This window comes from Parasphingorhabdus marina DSM 22363 (genome assembly GCF_900128895.1).
In the GTDB taxonomy this organism is placed as follows: Bacteria; Pseudomonadota; Alphaproteobacteria; order Sphingomonadales; family Sphingomonadaceae; genus Parasphingorhabdus; species Parasphingorhabdus marina.
The window spans coordinates 524,279-544,830 of sequence record NZ_FSQW01000002.1 but is presented as its reverse complement, the minus strand read 5'-3'; the positions used below and the strand labels follow the sequence as shown (position 1 = coordinate 544,830).

The window sequence follows — 20,552 nt, the reverse complement described above, 5'->3', positions numbered from 1 at the left end:
TTGTTCGGCACTTGACCCCGCGGGGCAATGTCAGCAAAGGGGCGCGATGAGAAAATCTGGAAACCAGAAATCCGAAACGGCCGAGTTTGTCGGTTTTTTGTTCAAGCTCGCGCTCTTTGTGCTGGTACTCCGGAGCTTCGTTGTTGCACCCTTCAACATTCCTTCAGAATCGATGCAGCCGCGCCTGATGGTCGGTGACTTTCTGCTCGTTGCGAAATGGCCTTACGGGTTCTCAAAGTACAGCATGCCCTACAGCGCCCCGATAATTCCCGGACGGCTCCTTCCCAATCCCCCAACCCCGGGAGATGTGGTAGTATTCAAGGCGCCACCCAATGCGAAGGAAGACTATATCAAGCGCGTAGTCGGATTGCCTGGCGATATTGTCGAGGTTTCAGATGGACTGGTATCCATCAACGGAAAGGCCGTGGAGCGAACCGAGATTGAACCTTTTGTCCATGCAATCACGCCAAACAGCCCCTGTTACAGGGAATCATTTGAAACATCAGACGGTGAAGGCAATGCGATTTGCCGCTATCCTCAGTTTGAGGAAACTCTGCCCAATGGCCGGTCTTACCGGATACTCGATCTGGACGAAAACTCTGACGGGGATGATCGGGGACCGTTTGTCGTTCCGGATGGTCACATGTTTCTGATGGGTGATAATCGGGATCGCAGTGCAGACAGTCGCTGGCCTGCCCAGGAAGGTCAGGCCATCGGCATGGTCCCTCAGGAAAATCTGGTTGGGCGGGCTCTGGTTTCGGTGTTTTCTACAGACGGATCTGCAGAACTGCTAAATCCGGTTTCCTGGTTTCCGGCCGCGCGGTGGGAACGGATTGGAGAGGACTTTTGAGCAACACGGACTTTCGGAACTGGATAACGCAGATTGTCGGGAAAGCACCCGGCGATATCCGCCTCTATGTCCGGGCGGTTACGCACGGCAGTTTTGGCGAAAAAGACTATCAGCGCCTGGAATTTCTGGGTGACCGAGTGCTCGGCCTGACCATCGCCGCGGAGTTGTACTCGCAATTCCCGAATGAACCTGAAGGCAGGTTGTCTCAGCGGCTCAACGGCCTGGTGTCCGGGAAAACTTGCGGAGAGGTTGCCGGCTCCCTGCAGGTGAATTCACACATCCGCCTCGGCAAGCAGGCGCGGGATGATGGCGCACGTAACAGCATAAAGGTGCTGGGGGACGTGATGGAATCGTTAATCGGCGCAGTGTTTCTCGATCACGGTATGGACTCGGCCCAGGCGTTCATTTTGAAATACTGGGACAGCCGGATATCCGGCATGGACAAGGATGTGCAGCACCCCAAATCGGCGTTGCAGGAATGGGCCGCTGCCCACAAACGCAAAATGCCGATATATGAATTGATCGAAAAAACCGGACCGCATCATGATCTGAGATTCAAGGTTCAGGTCTCGGTAGCCAATGTCGGCTCCGTCGAGTCAACAAGCTCTTCGATACAGACCGCGGAAACGGATGCTGCCCGATTATTTCTGGAGACCTACGCATGACCAAAAAATGTGGGGTAGTGGCGCTTATCGGTGCACCCAATGCCGGAAAGTCGACAATCATCAACGCTCTGGTTGGTCAGAAAGTGGCTATTACCAGTTCCAAACCACAGACCACCAGAACCCGCCTGCTTGGCATTGCGATTGCAGAAGAGACGCAGCTCCTGCTGGTGGACACGCCGGGCATATTCGAACCACGCCGGAGGCTTGACCGAGCTATGGTGTCTGCTGCCTGGGAAGGCGCAGAGGATGCCGATATCCTGGTTTTGCTGGTGGATGCCCGTGCCGGACTGGGACCGAAAGTCACATCGATTGTCGAGCGCATGCACCACCGGAAGGAGCGGAAAATCCTGGTGCTCAACAAAGTAGATATTGCGGCAAAGGACAAGCTGCTCAATCACGCCTCGCGTCTGAACGAGCTGGCGGAGTTTGAAGAGACCTTTTTCGTGAGTGCGAAGACGGGCGATGGACTGCCGGAATTGCGCGAGTATCTGGTCGAAGCGATGCCGGAGGGGCCGTGGCATTTTCCGGAAGACCAGGTGTCCGATGTGAGCGAGCGGCTGCTGGCTGCGGAAATCACGCGTGAACAGGTATTCCGTCAACTCCATGCCGAACTGCCTTATGCGATTGCCATCGCCATGGAGCAATACAAGGATCGTGCCGACGGATCGCTGGAAATTCACCAGCAAATTCTGGTGGAAAAGCCCAGCCAGAAGGCCATTGTTCTGGGCAAGGGCGGGCATCAGATCAAGGATATTGGCGCCAAAGCGCGGGCCGAGCTGTCCAATATTCTCGGGCGCAAGGTGCATCTGTATTTGCACGTCAAAGTCAGCGCCAACTGGGACGAAGACAAGGGCGTTTACGAAGACATGGGCCTGGATTGGGTCAAATAGACCGGCTCAGACCACAGGGCGACCGTTTCAGCTTTCAGATTTTGCAGCGGCCTTCTTTTTTGTCGCCGGTTTTTTCTTGGCTGCAGGCTTCTTTTTTGCAGCAGCCTTTTTCTTCGGTGCGGCTTTCTTCCGGCGCTTCTTCGCTGGTCCTTTTGCGGCGCGGTCATCAATCAGCTGCGCGGCTTCTTCCAGCGTCAGTTCGTCCTTGTCGACAGTCTTGGGCAGAGAGGCATTGGTGGTTCCGTCAGTCACATAGGGCCCGTATCTGCCGTCCATCAGCTTGATTTCTTCTTCCGTTCGCGGATGCTTGCCGAGGATCTTGAGCGGCTCCTGGCGGCCTCGCCCCCTGCCTTTGCCGTTTTTCGCTGCATCGGCCAGTTTGGCAACCGCGGCATTCATGCCGATCTCAAACACCTCCATGGTGTTCTCGAGCCGGGCAGAAGACCCGTTATGGCTGAGATAGGGTCCATAGCGTCCAATCTGTGCGGTGACGATCTCCCCCGATTCAGGGTGCTTGCCCACTTCTCTTGGAAGTGACAGCAGTTTCAGAGCCCACTCCAGACCAAAATCTTCCTGCGGCACATCTTTTGGTATCGATGAACGCTTGGCTTCCTTGCCTTCGCCGCGTTGAACATAAGGGCCAAAGCGACCCACCATCTTGGTCACTTTTTCATCGGTGTCCGGATCGATTCCGAGCTCCTGTGGCCCCTCATCTTCTCCGGCATCAGCGCCGCCACCTTGCGCAAAACGTCGGGTAAACTTGCATTCTGGGTAATTGGAACAGGCAACGAAGGCGCCGAAACGTCCGCCACGAAGCGCGAGTTTGCCCTCCTTGCACCGCGGGCACAGTCGTGGATCGCTGCCATCTTCTTTTTTCGGAAAAAGATAGGGTTCCAGAAATTTGTCGAGTTCTGCCGTCACGTCCGAAGGCAGCTTCTCCATCACTTCAGCGGTTTTCGGTTTGAAATCGTGCCAGAATGCTTCGAGAATTTTCTGCCACTCTGCGCGCCCACCGCTGACATCATCAAGCTCTTCTTCGAGTCCCGCCGTATAGTCATAGGCGACGTAGCGGTCGAAAAAGCGCTCCAGAAAACCGGTCAGCAACCGCCCGCTTTCTTCCGCAAAGAACCGGTTTTTTTCGATCCGGACATAGGCGCGATCTTTCAGCGTCTTGATGATCGAGGCGTAGGTGGAGGGACGACCGATGCCAAGTTCCTCCATCTTCTTGACGAGGCTTGCTTCGCTGTAGCGCGGCGGTGGTTGCGTGAAGTGCTGGCTGGCTTCGACGGATTTCTTCGCCGGGCTGTCGCCTTTGCTGATCGCCGGCAGAAGACCGCCATCTTCGTCCCTCTTGTCATCGCGGCCTTCTTCATAAAGAGCAAGAAATCCAGGGAACTTTACGACCTGACCCGTGGCCCGCAATCCGGTTTGACCGGTACCATCGAGCATGTCCACGGTGGTTCGTTCAAGCCGGGCAGCTGCCATCTGGCTGGCCATGGCCCGCTTCAATATCAGGCTGTACAGTTTTGCATGATCACCGCTGCCAACTGTGTCCCGCGTGAAATTGGTTGGGCGGATGGCTTCATGCGCTTCCTGCGCATTTTTGGCCTTCGATTTGTAAATCCTCGGCTTGTCCGGAACATAGCTGGCATCATATCGATCGGAAATGGCCTTGCGGGCAGCAGAAATGGCGCTGCCGTCCATTTGCACGCCATCGGTACGCATGTAGGTAATCGCGCCGTCTTCGTAGAGTTGTTGCGCGATCCGCATGGTATGACTGGCGGAATATCCCAGCTTGCGGGCGGCTTCCTGTTGCAGGGTGGAGGTTGTAAATGGTGGTGGCGGATTGCGGGTGAGCGGTTTGGTCTCAACCGTCTCAACAGTAAACAGACCTTGCTCGACCGCGGTTTTCGCGACGTTGGCCTGTTCTTCGGAAGCGAGGTCCATTTTGCCGAGCTTCTCGCCCTGATGGATGGTCAGTCTGGCTTCGAATGCCTGACCTGCCTGCTCCATCTGGGCGGCAACGGACCAGTATTCTTCGGGATTGAAGGCTTCGATTTCGCGCTCGCGTTCAACAATCAGCTTTAGCGCAACCGATTGTACACGCCCGGCAGACTTGGCTCCCGGCAGCTTGCGCCACAAGACAGGAGAAAGTGTGAAGCCGACCAGATAATCGAGGGCCCGCCGCGCCCGATAGGCATCAATCAGGTCGTCATCGAGCGCACGTGGCTGACCCATGGCTTCAGTCACGGCGGCCTTGGTGATCGCATTGAACGTGACCCGGTCGACTTTTTCCGGAAGGGCTTTCCGCTTCTTGAGGACTTCCTGAACGTGCCAGCTGATCGCTTCCCCCTCACGGTCAGGGTCGGTAGCGAGAATAAGGCGTGTGGCCTTTTTTGATTCGTCCGTAATGGCCTTGAGCTGTTTGGTCTTGTCAGAATAAGGCTGCCAGATCATCGAAAAGCCATCATCCGGATCCACCGAACCATCTTTGGGCGGCAAATCGCGGATATGACCATAAGATGCCAGAACCTTGAAATCGGATCCGAGATATTTTTCGATGGTCTTGGCTTTGGCGGGTGATTCGACAATGACTAGTTGCATAAGGTCCGTTTTCGTTTCTCTCACGTATACGCGCGAGGCTGTGACAGGGAATTGGAATTCGTCAAGGGCTTGATGTCGGAACTGGCAAAAAAAACTCCGAAAGGTTTAGTGCAATCGCGATAGCGCAACCCGCGCTCCGGCACTGCGGGTAAGTTTGCCAGCCAGTTCAAGTTCCAGCAAAATCAACTGAATGTCCGACGGATCCAAATGGGATTGCCGGATCAGTTCATCAACTGTGACGGGTGTAGCGCTCAGGAGATCAATGATTTTCGCTTCCTGGTCTTGCCGATTTGTCGCGACGAGAGGTCGATCTATCGGGCTTGCTGCGGGTTTGGTCCGAGATTGGGGTTCTGACGGCATCGGTCGGGACATGCGCTCATCGATTGGTCTGATCAATTCCAGCACATCTTCTGCCGATTGTATCAGTGACGCTCCCTCTCTGATCAGGCTGTTGCAACCCTGTGACCGGGGGTCCATTGGCGAACCGGGAACGGCCATCACCTGTCTTCCCGATTCTGCCGCAAGTCGCGCCGTAATGAGTGAACCGGATCTGGGTGCAGCCTCGATCACCAGGGCACCGGTGGCCAGCCCGGCGATGATCCGGTTGCGAAAAGGAAAATGCCTCGCATGAGGTTCGGTCCCCGGCGGTTGTTCGCTCAACAGCAAGCCGGTTTCCGCAATCCGCTCCTGCAAGGCCTGATTTTCTGGAGGAAAGTAAACGTCGGTACCACCTGCAATTACGGCAACCGGGCCGTGCTGAATCGAACCCTCATGGGCCGCGGTATCAATCCCCCGGGCCAGTCCGGATACGACGGTCATTCCCTGTTCCGAAAGCTCATTCGCCAACTGTCGCGCAAAAGATCGCGAGGCAGCGGACGCGTTGCGAGCTCCGACCACAGCAACCGACGGATTCTGAAGGAGAGAGATGTTGCCACGCCAAATCAATACCGGTGGCGCATTGCGAAGCTCTGACAAGATGGCTGGATAATCAGGGTCATCATGAAACAAGTACTTGCCACCCACTTGTTGAACCGACTCGATTTCTCGTGCGACAGTCTCTGCGGAAGCAATTTCCGGACGCCGGCGTCCCCCGCCTCTGGCAAGATCAGGCAAGGCTTCCAGAGCTCGTTTTGCTGTGCCAAATTCCTTCAACAAGCGATAATAGCTGACCGGACCGACATTGCTTGATCGTATCAGTCGCAGCCGATCGAACGGTTCTCCAGACTCCACATCCATATTCATGTCTTGCTGGACGCTCCCACCTTTGGCTCTTCGCCAGCCATCAATCGTTCGATGTTGGAGCGATGTTTCCACAAGACGAGCAGGGCAAAGCCGATAAACATGGGGATCAGAGTATATTTCCCAAGGAAAACTGCCGTTATGGGAGTAGACATGGCGGCAAGCATGCCGCCCAGCGACGAGAAGCGCCATATGACCAATGAGCCAATCCAGACCACCGCGAAAACGGCGCCGAGTATCGGATTGATGGCGGTAACGATGCCCAGCAGGGTTGCCACACCTTTTCCTCCGTCAAACCGGAGCCACACCGGATAGAGATGGCCGAGAAATGCCCCCATGCCAGCCAAAATGCCCCAGGCCTCGGAAAACTGGTTGGCGAGCAGAACGGCCACAGCACCCTTTCCGATATCAAGCAAAAGTGTCAGTGCCGCTACGGCCTTGTTCCCGGTTCGCAAAACATTGGTGGCGCCTATATTGCCAGAGCCGATGCTGCGAATATCCCCGCCCCCGGTCAGTCGTGTCAGGAGCAAACCAAAGGGGATTGAACCGAGCAAATAGCCGGTCAGAACCGCCAGAACAGGTTCAATCCACATGGGCAGCATCTCAAGTCTTCCCCTTCTGTTTTCAGGCGCTATCGTTAACAGCTTGAACGAGCAAGTGTTTTGCTGTGTAAAAACGGGTAATATCGACCATCTGATGCGGGCGCTGCTTTGTTAGTTGCGGTCGATCCGAAGAAATTGAGGGAGTGCATGTCAGCGCAATCACCTGTCATGAGCAAGCCATTGCTCTTTTTTGATACCGGAATCGGTGGTCTTTCCGTACTGCGCGAAAGCCGGAAACTGATACCAAACGCCCCGATCGTTTATGCGGCGGATTATGCCGGTCTGCCTTATGGGCAAAAATCGGAACGCGAACTGGCTGCTCGGGTGCCCGCGCTTTTGGGCCGGCTCGTTGAACGATACCAGCCAGGGCTTGTGACGATAGCCTGTAACACGGCCTCTACAATTGCGCTGGATTACGTGCGTTCCGCTCTGGATGTGCCTGTTGTCGGTACAGTTCCCGCGGTCAAACCGGCTGCTGAAATGACCAGGACCGGAGCTATTGGGCTTTTGGGTACGGAAGCAACTATCAGGCAACCTTATGTGGACCGCCTTGCATCCGAATTCGCTGTCGGCAAGAAACTCATAAGGTTCGGAGCACCTGATCTGGTATATGCTGCAGAGCAGAAACTGCGGGGTGATCTTCCGGATACTGATATCATCCAGAGCGCACTTGCGGGCCTCTTTTCTCAGGAAGATGGTGACCGGATCGACACCATCATTCTGGCCTGCACACATTTTCCGCTGGTGGGAACCGAATTACAAAATTCGGTGTCCAGAGATATTCAATTTATCGATGGTTCCGCTGGTATCGCCCGCAGGATCCTGCATCTTTCTGCTGACCGGAAATGGCCGGAAAGCAAGGAAAATGGGGTGTTTGTGACAACCGGTAAACTGGACGAACTGGAACCGTATCACAACGCACTAAAGGGATTCGGCCTGCAGGAGTTTCACGCACTTTGAAACCGGCGCTTATTGCGAGCCGTTCGCGCTGGAAATTCCTGAAAAAGGTCGTTAAAGCCCTTGCTCCAAGGATCGCTGAACGGACAGAATGAAGCAGGGAACGTTTGAAAGTGGACTACGACAAGGTTTTTTCCCAGGCGATTGATCGCCTCCATGCCGAAGGCCGTTACCGGGTCTTCATCGATATTTTGCGCAACAAGGGGACTTTCCCCAACGCCCGCTGTTTCGCGCATCACAACGGCCCGAAGCCCGTTACCGTCTGGTGCTCAAATGACTATCTGGCGATGGGACAACATCCCGATGTAATCAAGGCAATGGAAGAAGCGTTGCACGATGTAGGAGCCGGATCGGGGGGGACCCGCAATATCGGTGGCAATACGCACTATCATATCCAGCTGGAACGGGAACTGGCTGATTTGCACGGCAAGTCCGGTGCATTGCTGTTCACATCAGGCTACGTTTCCAACGAAGCAACGCTGTCGACACTCACGAAAATCCTGCCTGGATGCGTCATCTTTTCTGACGAACTTAACCATGCATCGATGATTGCCGGAATAAAAAACAGCGGCTGCGAGAAACGCGTGTTCCGCCACAATGATCTGGAACATCTGGAAGAATTGCTGGCGGCAGAAGATCAGGATACGCCCAAGCTGGTCGCTTTCGAAAGCATCTATTCCATGGATGGCGATGTCGCACCTTTGCATGCGATCTGCGATCTGGCCGACAAATATAACGCCCTCACCTATTGCGATGAAGTCCATGCTGTCGGAATGTATGGCGAGCATGGCGGCGGTATCTCTGAACGTGACGGCGCGGCTGACCGGATTACGATTATCGAAGGAACGCTGGCAAAGGCGGTCGGAGTCATGGGCGGCTATATCACGGCCGATCAGAAGATTATCGACGTGATCCGTTCCTATGCTCCGGGATTCATTTTTACCACCAGCCTGTCACCGGTTCTTGTTGCCGGCGCGCTGGCCAGTGTCCGCCATTTGAAACAATCCTGCGCCGAACGCGAAGGTCAGCAGAAAGCTGCGGAAAAACTGAAATCCCTGTTTTCCGAAAACGGGCTTCCCGTGATGGATTCAACGACGCACATCGTGCCGCTGCTAGTGGGCGATCCAGTCAAGGCCAAGAAAGTCAGCGACATCCTGCTGGCCGAATATGGGGTCTACGTGCAACCGATCAACTATCCGACCGTTCCGCGGGGAACAGAGCGTTTGCGGTTTACGCCTGGCCCGGTGCACAGCGAAGAAATGATGGTCGAATTGACCAAAGCGCTCGTGGAAATCTGGAGCCGAATGGAATTGCAACGGGCGGCCTGATCACCCGGTCAGAATTTCAGCGAAGAGCTGTCGATCAACATTTCCGCCGGACAATGTCACTACGGTTTCCGGTGTGGCCGAGACTTTACCCGAAACGATTGCTGCCAGCGCGACCGCACCACCAGGTTCCACGCACAGATGCAGGCGTTCGAAGGCAAGTCGCATGGCGTGTTCCACTTCTCGCGGGGTAATCGCAACACCTGTCACGCCCCGCCTCGCAAGGATGTCAAAAGTGATCGGTGCAACTTCGAGTGTTTGCAATGCATCGCATCTTGTCGCTGGCGGATTATCTTCGACTGGCACAATCCGGCCGAGTTCGAGTGACCGGCGCATGTCGTCCCAGCCTTCCGGCTCAGCGACCATGACCTCGCTGTCGGGATTGGACAGCGCGATGCCCGCGGCCAGCCCGCCACCGCCACAACAGGCCACGATCTGGTCCGGAGCATTGCCGGTTTGCTCGATTATCTGTTCCCGTAGCTCGATTCCACAACTGCCCTGCCCCTCGACTATCCAGGGATCATCGAAGCTTGGTACAACCGTTGCTCCGGTTTTGGCGGCGAGTTCCTCCGCGAGTTGCTCACGCGATCCCGTCATTCGGTCATAAGTGACCACGCTCGCTCCCAGTGCCCGGGTGTTGGCCATCTTTGTTGCGGGTGCATCTTCCGGCATCACGATTGTTGCCGGGATCCCCAGTTTTTTTGCAGCCCATGCCACCCCTTGCGCATGATTTCCGCTGGAAAAGGCGACAACGCCGCTGCGTCGTTGCATCTCATCCAGATCCGTCAGTCGGTGCCAGCCGCCCCGGATCTTGAAGGCACCTATGGGCTGGAGAGGTTCCGCTTTGCACCAGATGATCTGACCGTCGATCTCGAGTGGTAATAGGGGCGTGCGGGGCAAAATCGCGGAAATTTTTTCGGCAGCCCGTTCGACACCCGCGAGGGTTGGTTTTCGGTCCGGGTTCAAAAGGGATTGCTCTGTCATGGAGTCATTCTATATGCGGGCCACAGATATCTCCAGCATATTGAGGGCATTTGATGAGCAAGGTTCTGGTTATTGGCGCGGGCGGAGTGAGCTCCGTGGCGGTGCATAAAATGGCACAGCAGATTGCTGACGGCAGCGGCCCCTTTTCTGACATTCTTTTGGCAAGTCGCACGCTCGAGAAATGTGAATCAATTGCCCTGTCGGTGAAAAAGCGCACCGATGTTGATATCTCTGTCGAGCAACTCGATGCGGATGATGTTCCGGCTACGGTCGCGCTAATCGAAAAGTCCGGTCCGGATCTCGTGGTGAATCTGGCTTTGCCGTACCAAGACCTGCCGATCATGGACGCCTGCCTCGCAACAAAGACGGATTATCTGGACACCGCAAATTACGAACCGCGCGATGAAGCGAAATTCGAATATAAATGGCAATGGGACTATCACGAGCGCTTCAAGGAGGCTGGCATTATGGCGCTTCTCGGTTCAGGATTTGATCCCGGCGTCACCTCTGTTTTCACATGCTGGCTGAAGAAGCACCATTTCGACCGGATCGATACGCTGGACATACTGGACTGTAACGGCGGGGATCATGGGCAGCATTTTGCAACCAACTTCAATCCCGAAATCAATATTCGCGAGATTACGGCTCCGGCGCGACACTGGGAAGACGGGCAGTGGGTGGAAACCCCTGCCCTGTCTCACAAACAGGCCTTCGATTTTGAAGAAGTTGGCGAGAAAAACATGTACCTCATGTATCATGAGGAGATTGAATCGCTGAAAACGCATATCCCGGAAATCCGGAGAATTCGGTTCTGGATGACTTTTGGTGATGCTTATCTGACACATCTCGAAGTTCTGCAAAATGTCGGCATGACCTCGATCGAGGAAATCGAGTATCAGGGAAAGAAAATTGTTCCCCTACAATTTCTCAAGGCGGTTCTCCCGGAACCGGCCAGTCTTGGGGAAACCACCAAAGGAAAAACCAACATTGGTGTCATCGCAACCGGGGTGAAGAATGGCGAGCAGAAAACCGTTTATGTCAAGAACATCTGCAGCCACGAGGCAGCTTTCCAGGAGACGGGCAATCAGGGCGTGAGCTATACGACCGGTGTCCCGGCGATGATCGGATCCGCGCTGATGCTGTCCAACAAGTGGCGGGGTGATGGCGTGTTCAACATGGAACAGTTTGATCCGGATCCGTTCATGGACATGCTCAACGCACATGGACTGCCCTGGAAAGTCGAGCAGCTCGACGCTCCGCTGGACTTCTGATGCAGACGAAAGCCGGTGACCCGGGCGCTTTCGCACATTTTGACCTTTCGCGGGTACCGACCCCGGCGTTCGTGATTGATGAAGTCAGATTGCGTGCCAATCTCGAGATTCTCGCAGACGTCAAGCATCAGTCGGGCGCAAAGATTCTCTGCGCGCTGAAAGCCTTTTCAATGTGGGAATTCGCACCGTTGATTGATGAATATCTCGATGGTGTTTGCGCATCCGGTCTTTGGGAGGCCCGACTGGCCTTTGACAAATATGATGGCGAGGTTGCGACTTATTCCCCGGCATTCAAGGCGTCGGAACTGGCTGAAATCGCCGCGATGTCCGATCACATCATTTTCAATACACCGGGACAGATCGCCCTGCATTCTGCGGCCATCCGAGGTCTTCGTGATGGTGGCGAACAGTTTGATATCGGATTGCGTATCAACCCGCTGCATGCCGAGGGTGAAGTTGCGAAATATGATCCATGCCAGCCGCACAGTCGCTTGGGTTTCCCGGTTAATCAGTTGACTGACGCGCATTTCGAAGCGGTTGACGGGATTCATTTCCACACCTTGTGCGAACAGGATTTTGAGCCGCTTTACCGAACCTGGGAAGCGATCACGCCACTTATCGAAAACCACCTGGACGGTCTGAAATGGTTCAATTTCGGGGGCGGCCACCATATCACACGGGCGGACTATCAGCGGGAGGAACTGATCGAATTCCTTGATTTTGCCGCTGATGCCACCGGGTGCGAGATCATATTGGAACCGGGCGAAGCGGTGGCTCTTGATGCCGGCATTCTGGTTGGCGAGATTTTGGATGTTTTTGAAAATGACATGCCGGTCGGGATTACGGATATCTCGGCCACCTGTCATATGCCCGACGTGATTGAGGCACCTTATCGTCCGGCAATGCTCGGAGAATTGCGCGAAGGTCAGCAGATCCGTCTGGGCGGGCCCAGTTGCCTGGCCGGCGATATTATTGGAGACTATGTGCTGCCGGAACCCCCGCAAGTGGGCGGGCGTATCGCATTTCTGGATCAAGCCCATTATTCCATGGTCAAAACCAGCACATTTAACGGTGTGCCACTGCCCTCGATCTGGATCTGGAACAGCGAGACAGATGACTTGCGTTGTGTGAAGGAATTTGACTGGTCCACATTCCGGGACCGGCTGAGTTAGAATCCAGTTTACAATGGGTCTTTACAGAAGCGGAAACGCGCCATATAGCCGCGCACTGCTGCCCCATGGCACTTGTGATTCCGCAAGGCAGCTCAATTGATCACATTCTTTTAGGGGGTCCCTTGAGTTGCACAATTTCCATGATGCGCAGGAGCTGACCGAAGCTCTACGTCCCGAAAACCCGGTTTTGCTGAAGCGCCCGCATGCTGCACGGCGCGCGGCTCGCTATTTTATCCGGCAATTTCCCGGCAAATCGCTTTACGCGGTCAAGGCGAATCCTGCCCCTGAGTTGCTGCAATTGCTGTTCGATGAAGGCGTCACGCATTTTGATGTCGCCTCGATCGATGAAGTGCGTCTGGTTGCCAGAGTATTGCCCGAAGCTGTTCAGTGTTTCATGCATCCGATCAAATCCGAAGCGGTTATCCGCGAAGCCTATCATCAGCACGGGGTTCGTGTCTTCGCGCTGGACAGCCTCGAAGAACTGGAGAAAATCAGGCGCGCAACCGATGAAGCGAGTGATCTGACCCTTTGTGTGCGGATCAAGGTTCCCTCGGAATTCGCCCAAATTAGTCTCGCCGCCAAATTCGGTATCGAGGCTGACGATTCTGTTGAGCTGCTGCAGTGCACACGCCAGACCGCGGATGCACTGGGGATCTGTTTCCACGTGGGCAGCCAAACCATGACGCCGCTGGCCTATGTCCACGCGCTGGAGCGTGTGCGGACGGCAATTGTGAACGCCTCGGTGACGGTCGATATTGTCGATGTTGGCGGGGGATTCCCAAGCATTTATCCAGACATGGTTCCCACGTCGCTCAACCACTATTTCCACGCGATTGACCGGACTTTTGAGGATTTGCCGATCAGTTATTCGGCTGAACTCTGGTGCGAACCCGGTCGCGCTTTGGCGGCTGAGTATAATTCTCTTGTCGTGAAGGTTGAGCAGCGGCGTGATAACGAACTTTACATCAATGATGGCGCCTACGGGACACTCTTTGATGCCGCACATATTGGTTGGCGGTTTCCAGTCCGGATGCTCGGAGAGAACGCAATCGCGGCCGCGGATACCGAATTTGGCTTTTATGGCCCCACCTGTGATGACATGGATCATATGCCGGGACCGTTTGTGCTCCCCGGCACTGTTGCTGCTGGCGACTATATCGAGATTGGTATGCTGGGAGCCTATGGTGCGGCAATGCGGACGAAGTTCAACGGGTTCGGATCGCTTGATGAATATGAGGTTGCAGACGAACCGATGGCCAGCGCTTATGTCGGCGACAATCTGGATCTGGCGGATCGCCAGAACGTGGTTTCCTTTCCGACGGGTTGACTTCATTTAGGTTGCATTTGACAATTGACCTGTGGTGGCGCAGGATTTCCCGGTCAAGGGGAGGTTGATATGAGCACCGCAATTCTTGCACCGGCGGCTTTGCTGGTGATCTGGTCACTTGTGATGTTGTTCTGGATGGCAGGGACACGTCTGCCGGCTGCCAAAAAAATGGGTATTGATATTACCGAGAAGCCGGGTGGCCGGGGGCCGGATATCGACCCTGCTATGCCGGACAAGGTTGCGTGGAAGTCCCACAACTACACTCATTTGATGGAACAGCCGACGCTGTTTTATGCAACCGTTGTGATACTGGCGCTGGCCGGTGCGGGCCAAGGCCTGAACCTGTGGCTCGCCTGGGCTTATGTGGTGCTACGCATTGCACACAGCATCTGGCAGGCAACGGTCAATCTCGTCAATGTCCGCTTCTTGCTTTTTCTGGCGTCGACAATCTGTCTGATGATGATGGCGATCAACGCCTTTTTCACCACCATAGTCTGATTTTTTCCCGAAAGGATTTTCCATGGACAACAGTCCCGTGTTGCAGCCTCTTGTCGCCTTGATGGCGTGGACCATGATCATGTGGCTCTGGATGTACGTCACTCGCCTGCCCGCGATGAGCAAGGCGAAGGTTGACGTCGACAACCTGACTGGTGGTACCGGCGGAAGTCTGGACGATGTGTTGCCCCCAGAAATCCAGTGGAAGTCACATAATTACAACCATCTCCTGGCAGAACCGACGTTGTTTTATGCCGTTTGCATTGTGTTGGCGCTTGTGGGTCAGGGTGACGGTCTGAACCTGATTTTGGCCTGGGCCTATGTCGGTCTGCGTGTCCTCCACAGCCTGATCCAGGCAACAGTCAATCGGGTAAAATACCGGTTTTTGGTCTTTGTATTATCCAGCCTTTGCCTTATCGCGATGATTGTACACGCCGGAGTGGCGGTTTTTCATTAGGATCTGAATGCCCCAATTGCTGACCGCAACCATTGTCCAGTCGTCCCCCGTCCCGTTATCTGTCGACAACGGGATCACGCGGCTTTGCGAACATGTCCGGGACGCTGCAAAATCCGGTGCGGAAATCGTGGCCTTTGGGGAAAATTTTCTGGGCGGCTACCCGATATGGCTGGATGAAGCCCCGGGCGCGGCGCTCTGGGATCACCCCGGTACCAAGGCGCTGCACAGGATCCTTATGGAACAGGCCGTTATCGCTGGTGACGAACGTCTGGCGCCGTTGCAGGATCTGGTGGATCAGCACAATATCTGCGTCTCCGTCGGAGTGCACGAGCGTGTCCGATCCAGTCTCTACAATAATCAGCTGCTTTTCCGACCGAATGCAAAGCCACTTGATCATCGCAAGCTGGTTCCGACGCACGGTGAACGATTGATCTGGAATCGCGGGGATGGCTCCACACTCAATGTGCACGACGCCCCGTGGGGCAAGATAGGCAGCCTGATTTGCTGGGAACACTGGATGCCTCTGGCCCGGGCGGCGATGCATAATCTGGGGGAAGACGTGCATGTGTCCACCTGGCCAACGGTCAGGGAAACCTATGCAATCGCCTCGCGCCATTATGCCTTTGAAGGCGGGTGCCATGTCTTGGCAGCTGGAACCTTGTTGCACAGGGATGATTTGCTGGACGGTCTGAAGGCGGTCGGTGGCGATGCCGAAGCCCAGTCGCTGATTGCAGAAATTCCGGACCAGCAATTGCAGTTTGGCGGCAGCATGATCATCGCACCGGACGGATCTGTTCTGGCAAGTGCCGAAGACAGGGATATGATCCTGTCAGCGGAAATCGATCTGCAGGCCGGGCGGGAAGCAAAGGCGGCTCTGGATACCGATGGACATTATTCCCGGGCGGATGTTTTTGAACTCAACGTCAATCGTTCCGAGATGCCGGGAGTGAACTGGAAAGATTAACCGGATTTCGAAAACTGGCTGACCAGTTCCACATGTGTGGACCAGAGAAATTGGCCCGCTGGCCAAACTTTTTCCAGGGCGTATCCCGCATTGCAAAGGGTTTTGGCATCCCGTGCAAAACTCGCCGGATTGCAACTGATATAGCAGATTCGCTTTACGTCAGACTTTGCAAGCTGGTCGATCTGATCACGGGCACCGGCTCTCGGGGGGTCGAGGATTACGGCATCAAAGCGATTAAGTTCCTCCACGCTTAATGGTCGCCGATACAGATCTCGATGCTCCGTGAATATTTCACGTTTGCTGGTGTTCGCGACAACTTTCAACGCCGCTATCGCATCGCGCGAACCCTCCGCCGCGTAGATTTTGCGACCTTCGGACAAACCCAAAGCAAATGTTCCAAGGCCTGCAAACAGATCCGCAACCAGTCGGGATTCAGAAACGACCTCATCAGCTATGGAAACAAGCATCTCTCTGCCGTCCAGAGTGGGTTGCAGGAATCCGCCGTGAGGAAAGGACACCGGAACGCCACCAAGTGTTATTGTCGCCGGTTCCGGTTCCCACTGGGTTTCCGGTCCGATACCGCCATCCACCGAGAGACGTGCAAGGGCGTTTTCCCTCGCGAAGTCCGCCAGCGATTCGCGCTGTTGCAAAGTCTCCGGTTCGAAATTCCGGATCAGAAGATCGACTCCCTGGTCCACCAGCGTCAACTCCAGATTGAGGTCATGTTTGCGGCGGGCCAGCGGTTGCAGCCACTCACGCAAAGGTTGCAGCACGGCGAACAGTTCCGGCCGCAGAATTTCACATTGCTGCAGATCCACAATCCGGTGACTGCCGCTGCCGCTGAACCCCAGCTTGAGAACCGCTCCGATCCGCGTCGCCCGGAGACTGGCCCTGATCCGGCTCTTTCTGGCGGAAATCCGGGGCGGAAAAATCTCGTCGGCGACAATTCCCTGCCCTTCGAGCGCATATTTTACGCGCCCGGTTACAAATTCGGCGTAGCTTTCCTCATCGAGATGTTGAAGCGTACAACCCCCGCATTCCTGAAAATGCCGGCAAGGCGGGTCCCGGTAATGCGGTCCGCGGGTCAATCCGCCATCCGTATTGAGCACGTCCCCTGGGGCAGAGTAAGCGACATGCCGGCCATCGGCAGTGATACCGTCTCCCTTTGCAGCGACACGAACAATACGCCCGGAATCCGGTCCGTTTTTGTCGGTCACAGGCATTCTGCCAGAGCTTGTGGCAACTGATCGACCAGCCCTTCAGGAGAAAAGGCCGGACCGGCCAGCTGCGCCGCCCGCGTATGCAGCCATTGAGCGGCGCAGGCCGCAACAAAAGCGTTTTCATTGCCAGAAAGACGCGTCGCAATGATGCCGCTGAGGACATCGCCGGTGCCGGCTGTTGACAGCCAGCTGCATCTGGCATCGCTGATGGCTACCTTGCCCTGTTCATTGGCAATCATGGTGTCGGGTCCCTTCAACAGCATGATCGCATGGGTTTTGCCTGCCATTCTGCGCAGCTCGTCCATCCGGAAACGATCTCCGTCATTCCTCATTGCTGCAAACTCTCCCATATGCGGGGTCAAAACGGTTTGACCCGAGCGTGATGCAATCAGAGAAGTTGCATCCTTGCCCATAAGCATCAGCGCATCGGCATCGACAACAAGCGGCGCAGCGGCTTTCAGCGTTTCGGAAAGCAATTTTCGGGGATCCCGGTCACGGCCGAGCCCGGGACCAACCACCACCGCAGATATCCTTGGATCAGACAATAATTGGCCCAACTGTTCTCCGGTATCAAATCGCTCAACAACAATGCTGTGGTGAGGCGGAACGATATCGGTCTGTGCGAAAATCTTGACATAGCCTGCGCCGGACGCTTGCGCCGCCAGCGCGGCGAGCTGAGCCGCACCAGACATTTTTCCCGCAACTATTGCGACCAGCCCCCGGGAATATTTGTGATCACTCGTGGCCGGTTTGCTGATTTGTGGACGTTGGATGACGGAGAAGTCAGATCTTGCCCGGATGCCAATATCGATCCCGGACACATGCCCCATATAACCGCGGGATGGTTCCAGAAAATGCGATGGCTTGTAGGCACCAAGGGCAAGTGTGTGATCAAATTGCGGGATGTCGCTCAGAGTTTCGCCATTATCACTGTGCACCCCGCTTGGCAGATCGATCGCAAATCGACGGTTTGCGCGAAGGGCAAGCCTGTGGAGATTTTGTAACAGCAGCCCCTCCAAAGGCCGGGTAAGTCCGGTCCCGAAAAGGCAATCCACAAATTGTACCGCCGGCACCGCCTGATCCAGTGCGACAGTTTCTCCCTGCCATGCGGTCCTGGAGTTTCTGGCGGCATCGGTGATGGGATCTCCGTTGGCGGCAACACGGACCTCGACCCCTTTTTCCAGCAGCCACTGAGCAATCACATAGCCATCCCCGCCATTATTGCCGGGGCCGCAGGCGACCAGTGTCGGCATGTGACCAGATATTCTCCAGATTTGCTGGGCTGCAGATGTTCCTGCGAGGTACATCAACCGATCCACTGTGGTCCCGTTATCGAATACCGCTCGTTCGGCTTTCCGCATTTCGTCCGCCGTCAAGATGTATCCGCTGTTGAGCATCTGGCGTCAGTTCCCTGCCTGAATTTCGGGATCATCCGTCGGCTTCATGCGCGCGGGCAAGATATACCGGTCGGAACCGATACTCACTCGGATTTTGTCATCCTCCACGATTTCGATGCGTGCCGGTTCCGAGCCATCTGCCGCTTCCAGTCCCCGTCCATCGGTCAGCACCCGGAATCGGCGAAATCCGCCATCCGGATGGCGGATGATCAGGGTGACCCCCTCCTCTCCCGAGAGCCGTTCCGTCTGGCATCCGCGCGTGAAACTGGTGTCACCATTGATTGCACATTCGATCCGGCCATCATCTGCCGGTTGAGAAGCCGCCCTTTGTTCCACATCTGCCAGCACATCATTGTCCGGCCTGTTGTCACAGGCCACCAGGGCTGGCAGCAGCAATAAGGGTTTAAATATCCGCATAGACATGTTTCTCGGCTTTTGCGCCGGGATGTGTGACGGCACCTTCTTTTGCCGATCCCACATTCTGTGCATATCGCCAAAGCGTACCCGACGCATAATCGTTGCCATGGGGGGTGAATTTCGCCCGCCGGGACTCCAGAATGTCCGCCTCGACTTCCAGGTCGATGGTTCCGGCAACAGCATCAATGTTGATCATGTCACCTTCTTCGACGAGCCCGATAGGTCCTCCATCGGCGGCTTCCGGTCCGACATGGCCGATGCAGAATCCCCGGGTCGCTCCCGAAAACCGTCCATCCGTGATGAGCGCAACTTTCTCGCCCATTCCTTGCCCGTACAAGGCTGCAGTCGTGGCCAGCATCTCCCGCATGCCCGGACCGCCCTTCGGCCCTTCGTTGCGGATGACGACAACCGAACCTTCCTTGATTTCCCGCTTTTCAACCGCGGCAAAAGCATCTTCTTCACATTCGAAAATCTGCGCCGGCCCTCGGAACTGCAAGCGTTCCATCCCGGCCACTTTTACAATGGCTCCATCGGGCGCAAGACTTCCTTTCAGCCCCACAACCCCACCGGTTTCGGTGATGGCGTTCTCCACTGCATAGATCACTTTCTGATCCGGGTTCCAGGTGATTTCCTCGATATTCTCACCGAGGGTTTTGCCGGTCACTGTCCGGCAATCCCCATTGAGCAGTCCATGAGCCATCATGGTCTTCATCAGCATGTAGACACCGCCTGCGGCGTGCATGTCCTTGGCCACATATTTTCCACCGGGTTTCAAGTCAGCCAGATACGGCGTGGTCTTGAAAATCTCGGCCACGTCAAACAGATCAAATGCGATCCCCGCCTCATTGGCCATGGCTGGCAAATGCAGGGCTGCATTGGTCGAGCCGCCAGTCGCAGCGACAACCCGGGCGGCATTAACGAAGGCTTCCCTTGTGCAAATATCCCGCGGGCGGAGATTCCATTCGATCAGATCCATGATCTGCCGACCAGCGGCGACCGCCATGTCATCACGGCTTTCATAGGGTGCCGGCGCCATGTTGCTGTTGGGAAGCGACAGGCCGATGGCTTCCGCCACGCAGGCCATGGTATTGGCTGTAAACTGGCCACCACATGCACCATGTCCCGGGCAAGCGACTTTTTCCAGTTCGATCAGTTCCTGCAGGGGGCAGTTGCCGGAACTGTGCTGGCCTACGGCCTCGAAAACATCAACAACGGTCACGTCCTCACCGTGGAACCGTCCTGGCAGTATTGATCCGCCGTAGACAAAAATGGATGGTACATTGAGCCGCAACATGGCCATCATCATGCCGGGAAGGCTTTTGTCGCATCCGGCATAGCCAATGACGGCGTCGTAACAGTGGCCACGGACGCTCAGTTCAACCGAGTCAGCAATAACTTCCCGCGAAACCAGTGAAGATTTCATCCCCTGATGTCCCATGGCAATCCCGTCCGTCACGGTGATTGTGTTGAACCGGCGGGGAGTGCCACCCGCCTCGATCACGCCCTCGCGCGCCATGTCGGCCTGGCTGTCGAGAAGCGTGTTGCAGGGGGCGCTGTCATTGCCAGCCGATGCGATACCCACAAATGGCTTTGCAATATCTTCTTCGGTCATCCCCATGGCATAATAATAGCTGCGCTGGGGGGCCCTTTCGGGACCGACGCTGACATGGCGGCTTGGTAGTCGCGATTTGTCAAATTTCCGGGTCATATCTGTTC

Annotated in this window: 19 protein-coding genes; 11 read left to right on the top strand and 8 right to left on the bottom strand. The window is 55.6% G+C overall.

Going from position 1 to position 20,552, the window contains the following annotated elements; translation table 11 throughout:
- The first annotated feature begins 46 nt into the window (after positions 1–46).
- Genes lepB through era form a run of 3 tightly spaced genes read left to right on the top strand, consistent with a single transcriptional unit; the run spans position 47 to position 2,405 of the window.
- Entirely contained in the window at positions 47–850 is an 804-nt protein-coding gene (gene lepB / locus BUQ90_RS12345) for a signal peptidase I (protein WP_074205487.1), read from the top strand.
- Positions 847–1,515, top strand: coding sequence for a ribonuclease III (rnc, locus tag BUQ90_RS12340; RefSeq protein WP_084192692.1), 669 nt, complete (start codon positions 847–849; stop codon positions 1,513–1,515). The genes lepB and rnc overlap by 4 nt, the downstream gene beginning before the upstream one ends.
- A complete protein-coding gene (gene era, locus BUQ90_RS12335; RefSeq protein WP_074205485.1) occupies positions 1,512–2,405 on the top strand; it encodes a GTPase Era in 894 nt (297 codons plus the stop codon). Before rnc ends, era begins: the two co-directional genes overlap by 4 nt.
- 27 nt (positions 2,406–2,432) lie before the next feature.
- Here era and topA read toward each other — a convergent pair whose 3' ends face one another.
- The 3 genes from topA to plsY form a co-directional block, all read right to left on the bottom strand.
- Positions 2,433–5,009, bottom strand: coding sequence for a type I DNA topoisomerase (gene topA, locus BUQ90_RS12330; protein ID WP_074205484.1), 2,577 nt, complete (start codon positions 5,007–5,009; stop codon positions 2,433–2,435).
- 105 nt (positions 5,010–5,114) lie between these two features.
- On the bottom strand, positions 5,115–6,245 hold the full coding sequence (dprA, locus tag BUQ90_RS12325; RefSeq protein WP_074206400.1) for a DNA-processing protein DprA: 1,131 nt from the start codon (positions 6,243–6,245) through the stop codon (positions 5,115–5,117).
- A gap of 2 nt (positions 6,246–6,247) precedes the next feature.
- Positions 6,248–6,841: a glycerol-3-phosphate 1-O-acyltransferase PlsY gene (plsY, locus tag BUQ90_RS12320; RefSeq protein ID WP_239447424.1), complete on the bottom strand. Its 594-nt coding sequence runs from the start codon at positions 6,839–6,841 to the stop codon at positions 6,248–6,250.
- Between the two features lie 177 nt (positions 6,842–7,018).
- Here plsY and murI point away from each other — a divergent pair, with 177 nt between their 5' ends.
- Both murI and hemA read left to right on the top strand, forming a co-directional pair.
- Positions 7,019–7,810, top strand: coding sequence for a glutamate racemase (gene murI / locus BUQ90_RS12315; protein WP_074205482.1), 792 nt, complete (start codon positions 7,019–7,021; stop codon positions 7,808–7,810).
- A gap of 110 nt (positions 7,811–7,920) precedes the next feature.
- Positions 7,921–9,135, top strand: a complete 1,215-nt coding sequence (gene hemA / locus BUQ90_RS12310) for a 5-aminolevulinate synthase (protein ID WP_074206399.1) — start codon at positions 7,921–7,923, stop codon at positions 9,133–9,135.
- Here hemA and BUQ90_RS12305 read toward each other — a convergent pair whose 3' ends face one another.
- Complete coding sequence (locus tag BUQ90_RS12305) at positions 9,136–10,116, bottom strand: threonine ammonia-lyase (RefSeq protein ID WP_074205481.1); 981 nt, start codon at positions 10,114–10,116, stop codon at positions 9,136–9,138.
- Positions 10,117–10,169: 53 nt separating this feature from the next.
- Here BUQ90_RS12305 and BUQ90_RS12300 point away from each other — a divergent pair, with 53 nt between their 5' ends.
- The 6 genes from BUQ90_RS12300 to BUQ90_RS12275 all read left to right on the top strand — a co-directional run bounded on the left by BUQ90_RS12300 (position 10,170) and on the right by BUQ90_RS12275 (position 15,802).
- Positions 10,170–11,387: a saccharopine dehydrogenase family protein gene (locus BUQ90_RS12300; RefSeq protein ID WP_074205480.1), complete on the top strand. Its 1,218-nt coding sequence runs from the start codon at positions 10,170–10,172 to the stop codon at positions 11,385–11,387.
- Entirely contained in the window at positions 11,387–12,559 is a 1,173-nt protein-coding gene (locus tag BUQ90_RS12295) for a carboxynorspermidine decarboxylase (protein WP_074205479.1), read from the top strand. The genes BUQ90_RS12300 and BUQ90_RS12295 overlap by 1 nt, the downstream gene beginning before the upstream one ends.
- A 127-nt stretch (positions 12,560–12,686) precedes the next feature.
- On the top strand, positions 12,687–13,886 hold the full coding sequence (locus tag BUQ90_RS12290; RefSeq protein WP_074205478.1) for a type III PLP-dependent enzyme: 1,200 nt from the start codon (positions 12,687–12,689) through the stop codon (positions 13,884–13,886).
- 69 nt (positions 13,887–13,955) lie between these two features.
- Positions 13,956–14,384, top strand: coding sequence for an MAPEG family protein (locus BUQ90_RS12285; protein WP_074205477.1), 429 nt, complete (start codon positions 13,956–13,958; stop codon positions 14,382–14,384).
- A gap of 22 nt (positions 14,385–14,406) precedes the next feature.
- On the top strand, positions 14,407–14,838 hold the full coding sequence (locus BUQ90_RS12280) for an MAPEG family protein (protein WP_074205476.1): 432 nt from the start codon (positions 14,407–14,409) through the stop codon (positions 14,836–14,838).
- A 7-nt stretch (positions 14,839–14,845) separates the two neighbouring features.
- A complete protein-coding gene (locus tag BUQ90_RS12275; protein ID WP_074205475.1) occupies positions 14,846–15,802 on the top strand; it encodes a carbon-nitrogen hydrolase family protein in 957 nt (318 codons plus the stop codon).
- Here the strand turns inward: BUQ90_RS12275 and BUQ90_RS12270 are convergent.
- From BUQ90_RS12270 to ilvD, 4 genes are read right to left on the bottom strand one after another with little or no spacing between them, the layout of a single operon-like run.
- Positions 15,799–17,019, bottom strand: a complete 1,221-nt coding sequence (locus tag BUQ90_RS12270) for a class I SAM-dependent RNA methyltransferase (protein WP_074205474.1) — start codon at positions 17,017–17,019, stop codon at positions 15,799–15,801. The genes BUQ90_RS12275 and BUQ90_RS12270 overlap by 4 nt on opposite strands.
- On the bottom strand, positions 17,016–18,398 hold the full coding sequence (locus BUQ90_RS12265; protein ID WP_204244792.1) for an NAD(P)H-hydrate dehydratase: 1,383 nt from the start codon (positions 18,396–18,398) through the stop codon (positions 17,016–17,018). Before BUQ90_RS12265 ends, BUQ90_RS12270 begins: the two co-directional genes overlap by 4 nt.
- A 27-nt stretch (positions 18,399–18,425) precedes the next feature.
- A complete protein-coding gene (locus BUQ90_RS12260) occupies positions 18,426–18,836 on the bottom strand; it encodes a hypothetical protein (protein ID WP_084192691.1) in 411 nt (136 codons plus the stop codon).
- Positions 18,823–20,544, bottom strand: coding sequence for a dihydroxy-acid dehydratase (gene ilvD, locus BUQ90_RS12255; protein ID WP_074205471.1), 1,722 nt, complete (start codon positions 20,542–20,544; stop codon positions 18,823–18,825). Before ilvD ends, BUQ90_RS12260 begins: the two co-directional genes overlap by 14 nt.
- Positions 20,545–20,552: the final 8 nt, after the last annotated feature.

Bases quoted from the DNA above. Each gene is read 5' to 3' on its own strand.
- plsY (WP_239447424.1), bottom strand. From the start codon at position 6,841: ATGTGGATTGAACCTGTTCTGGCGGTTCTGACCGGCTATTTGCTCGGT.
- BUQ90_RS12260 (WP_084192691.1), bottom strand. From the start codon at position 18,836: ATGCGGATATTTAAACCCTTATTGCTGCTGCCAGCCCTGGTGGCCTGT.
- topA (WP_074205484.1), bottom strand. From the start codon at position 5,009: ATGCAACTAGTCATTGTCGAATCACCCGCCAAAGCCAAGACCATCGAA.
- ilvD (WP_074205471.1), bottom strand. From the start codon at position 20,544: ATGACCCGGAAATTTGACAAATCGCGACTACCAAGCCGCCATGTCAGC.
- BUQ90_RS12285 (WP_074205477.1), top strand. From the start codon at position 13,956: ATGAGCACCGCAATTCTTGCACCGGCGGCTTTGCTGGTGATCTGGTCA.
- dprA (WP_074206400.1), bottom strand. From the start codon at position 6,245: ATGGATGTGGAGTCTGGAGAACCGTTCGATCGGCTGCGACTGATACGA.
- BUQ90_RS12305 (WP_074205481.1), bottom strand. From the start codon at position 10,116: ATGACAGAGCAATCCCTTTTGAACCCGGACCGAAAACCAACCCTCGCG.
- murI (WP_074205482.1), top strand. From the start codon at position 7,019: ATGAGCAAGCCATTGCTCTTTTTTGATACCGGAATCGGTGGTCTTTCC.
- BUQ90_RS12295 (WP_074205479.1), top strand. From the start codon at position 11,387: ATGCAGACGAAAGCCGGTGACCCGGGCGCTTTCGCACATTTTGACCTT.
- BUQ90_RS12280 (WP_074205476.1), top strand. From the start codon at position 14,407: ATGGACAACAGTCCCGTGTTGCAGCCTCTTGTCGCCTTGATGGCGTGG.
- BUQ90_RS12275 (WP_074205475.1), top strand. From the start codon at position 14,846: ATGCCCCAATTGCTGACCGCAACCATTGTCCAGTCGTCCCCCGTCCCG.
- lepB (WP_074205487.1), top strand. From the start codon at position 47: ATGAGAAAATCTGGAAACCAGAAATCCGAAACGGCCGAGTTTGTCGGT.
- era (WP_074205485.1), top strand. From the start codon at position 1,512: ATGACCAAAAAATGTGGGGTAGTGGCGCTTATCGGTGCACCCAATGCC.
- BUQ90_RS12300 (WP_074205480.1), top strand. From the start codon at position 10,170: ATGAGCAAGGTTCTGGTTATTGGCGCGGGCGGAGTGAGCTCCGTGGCG.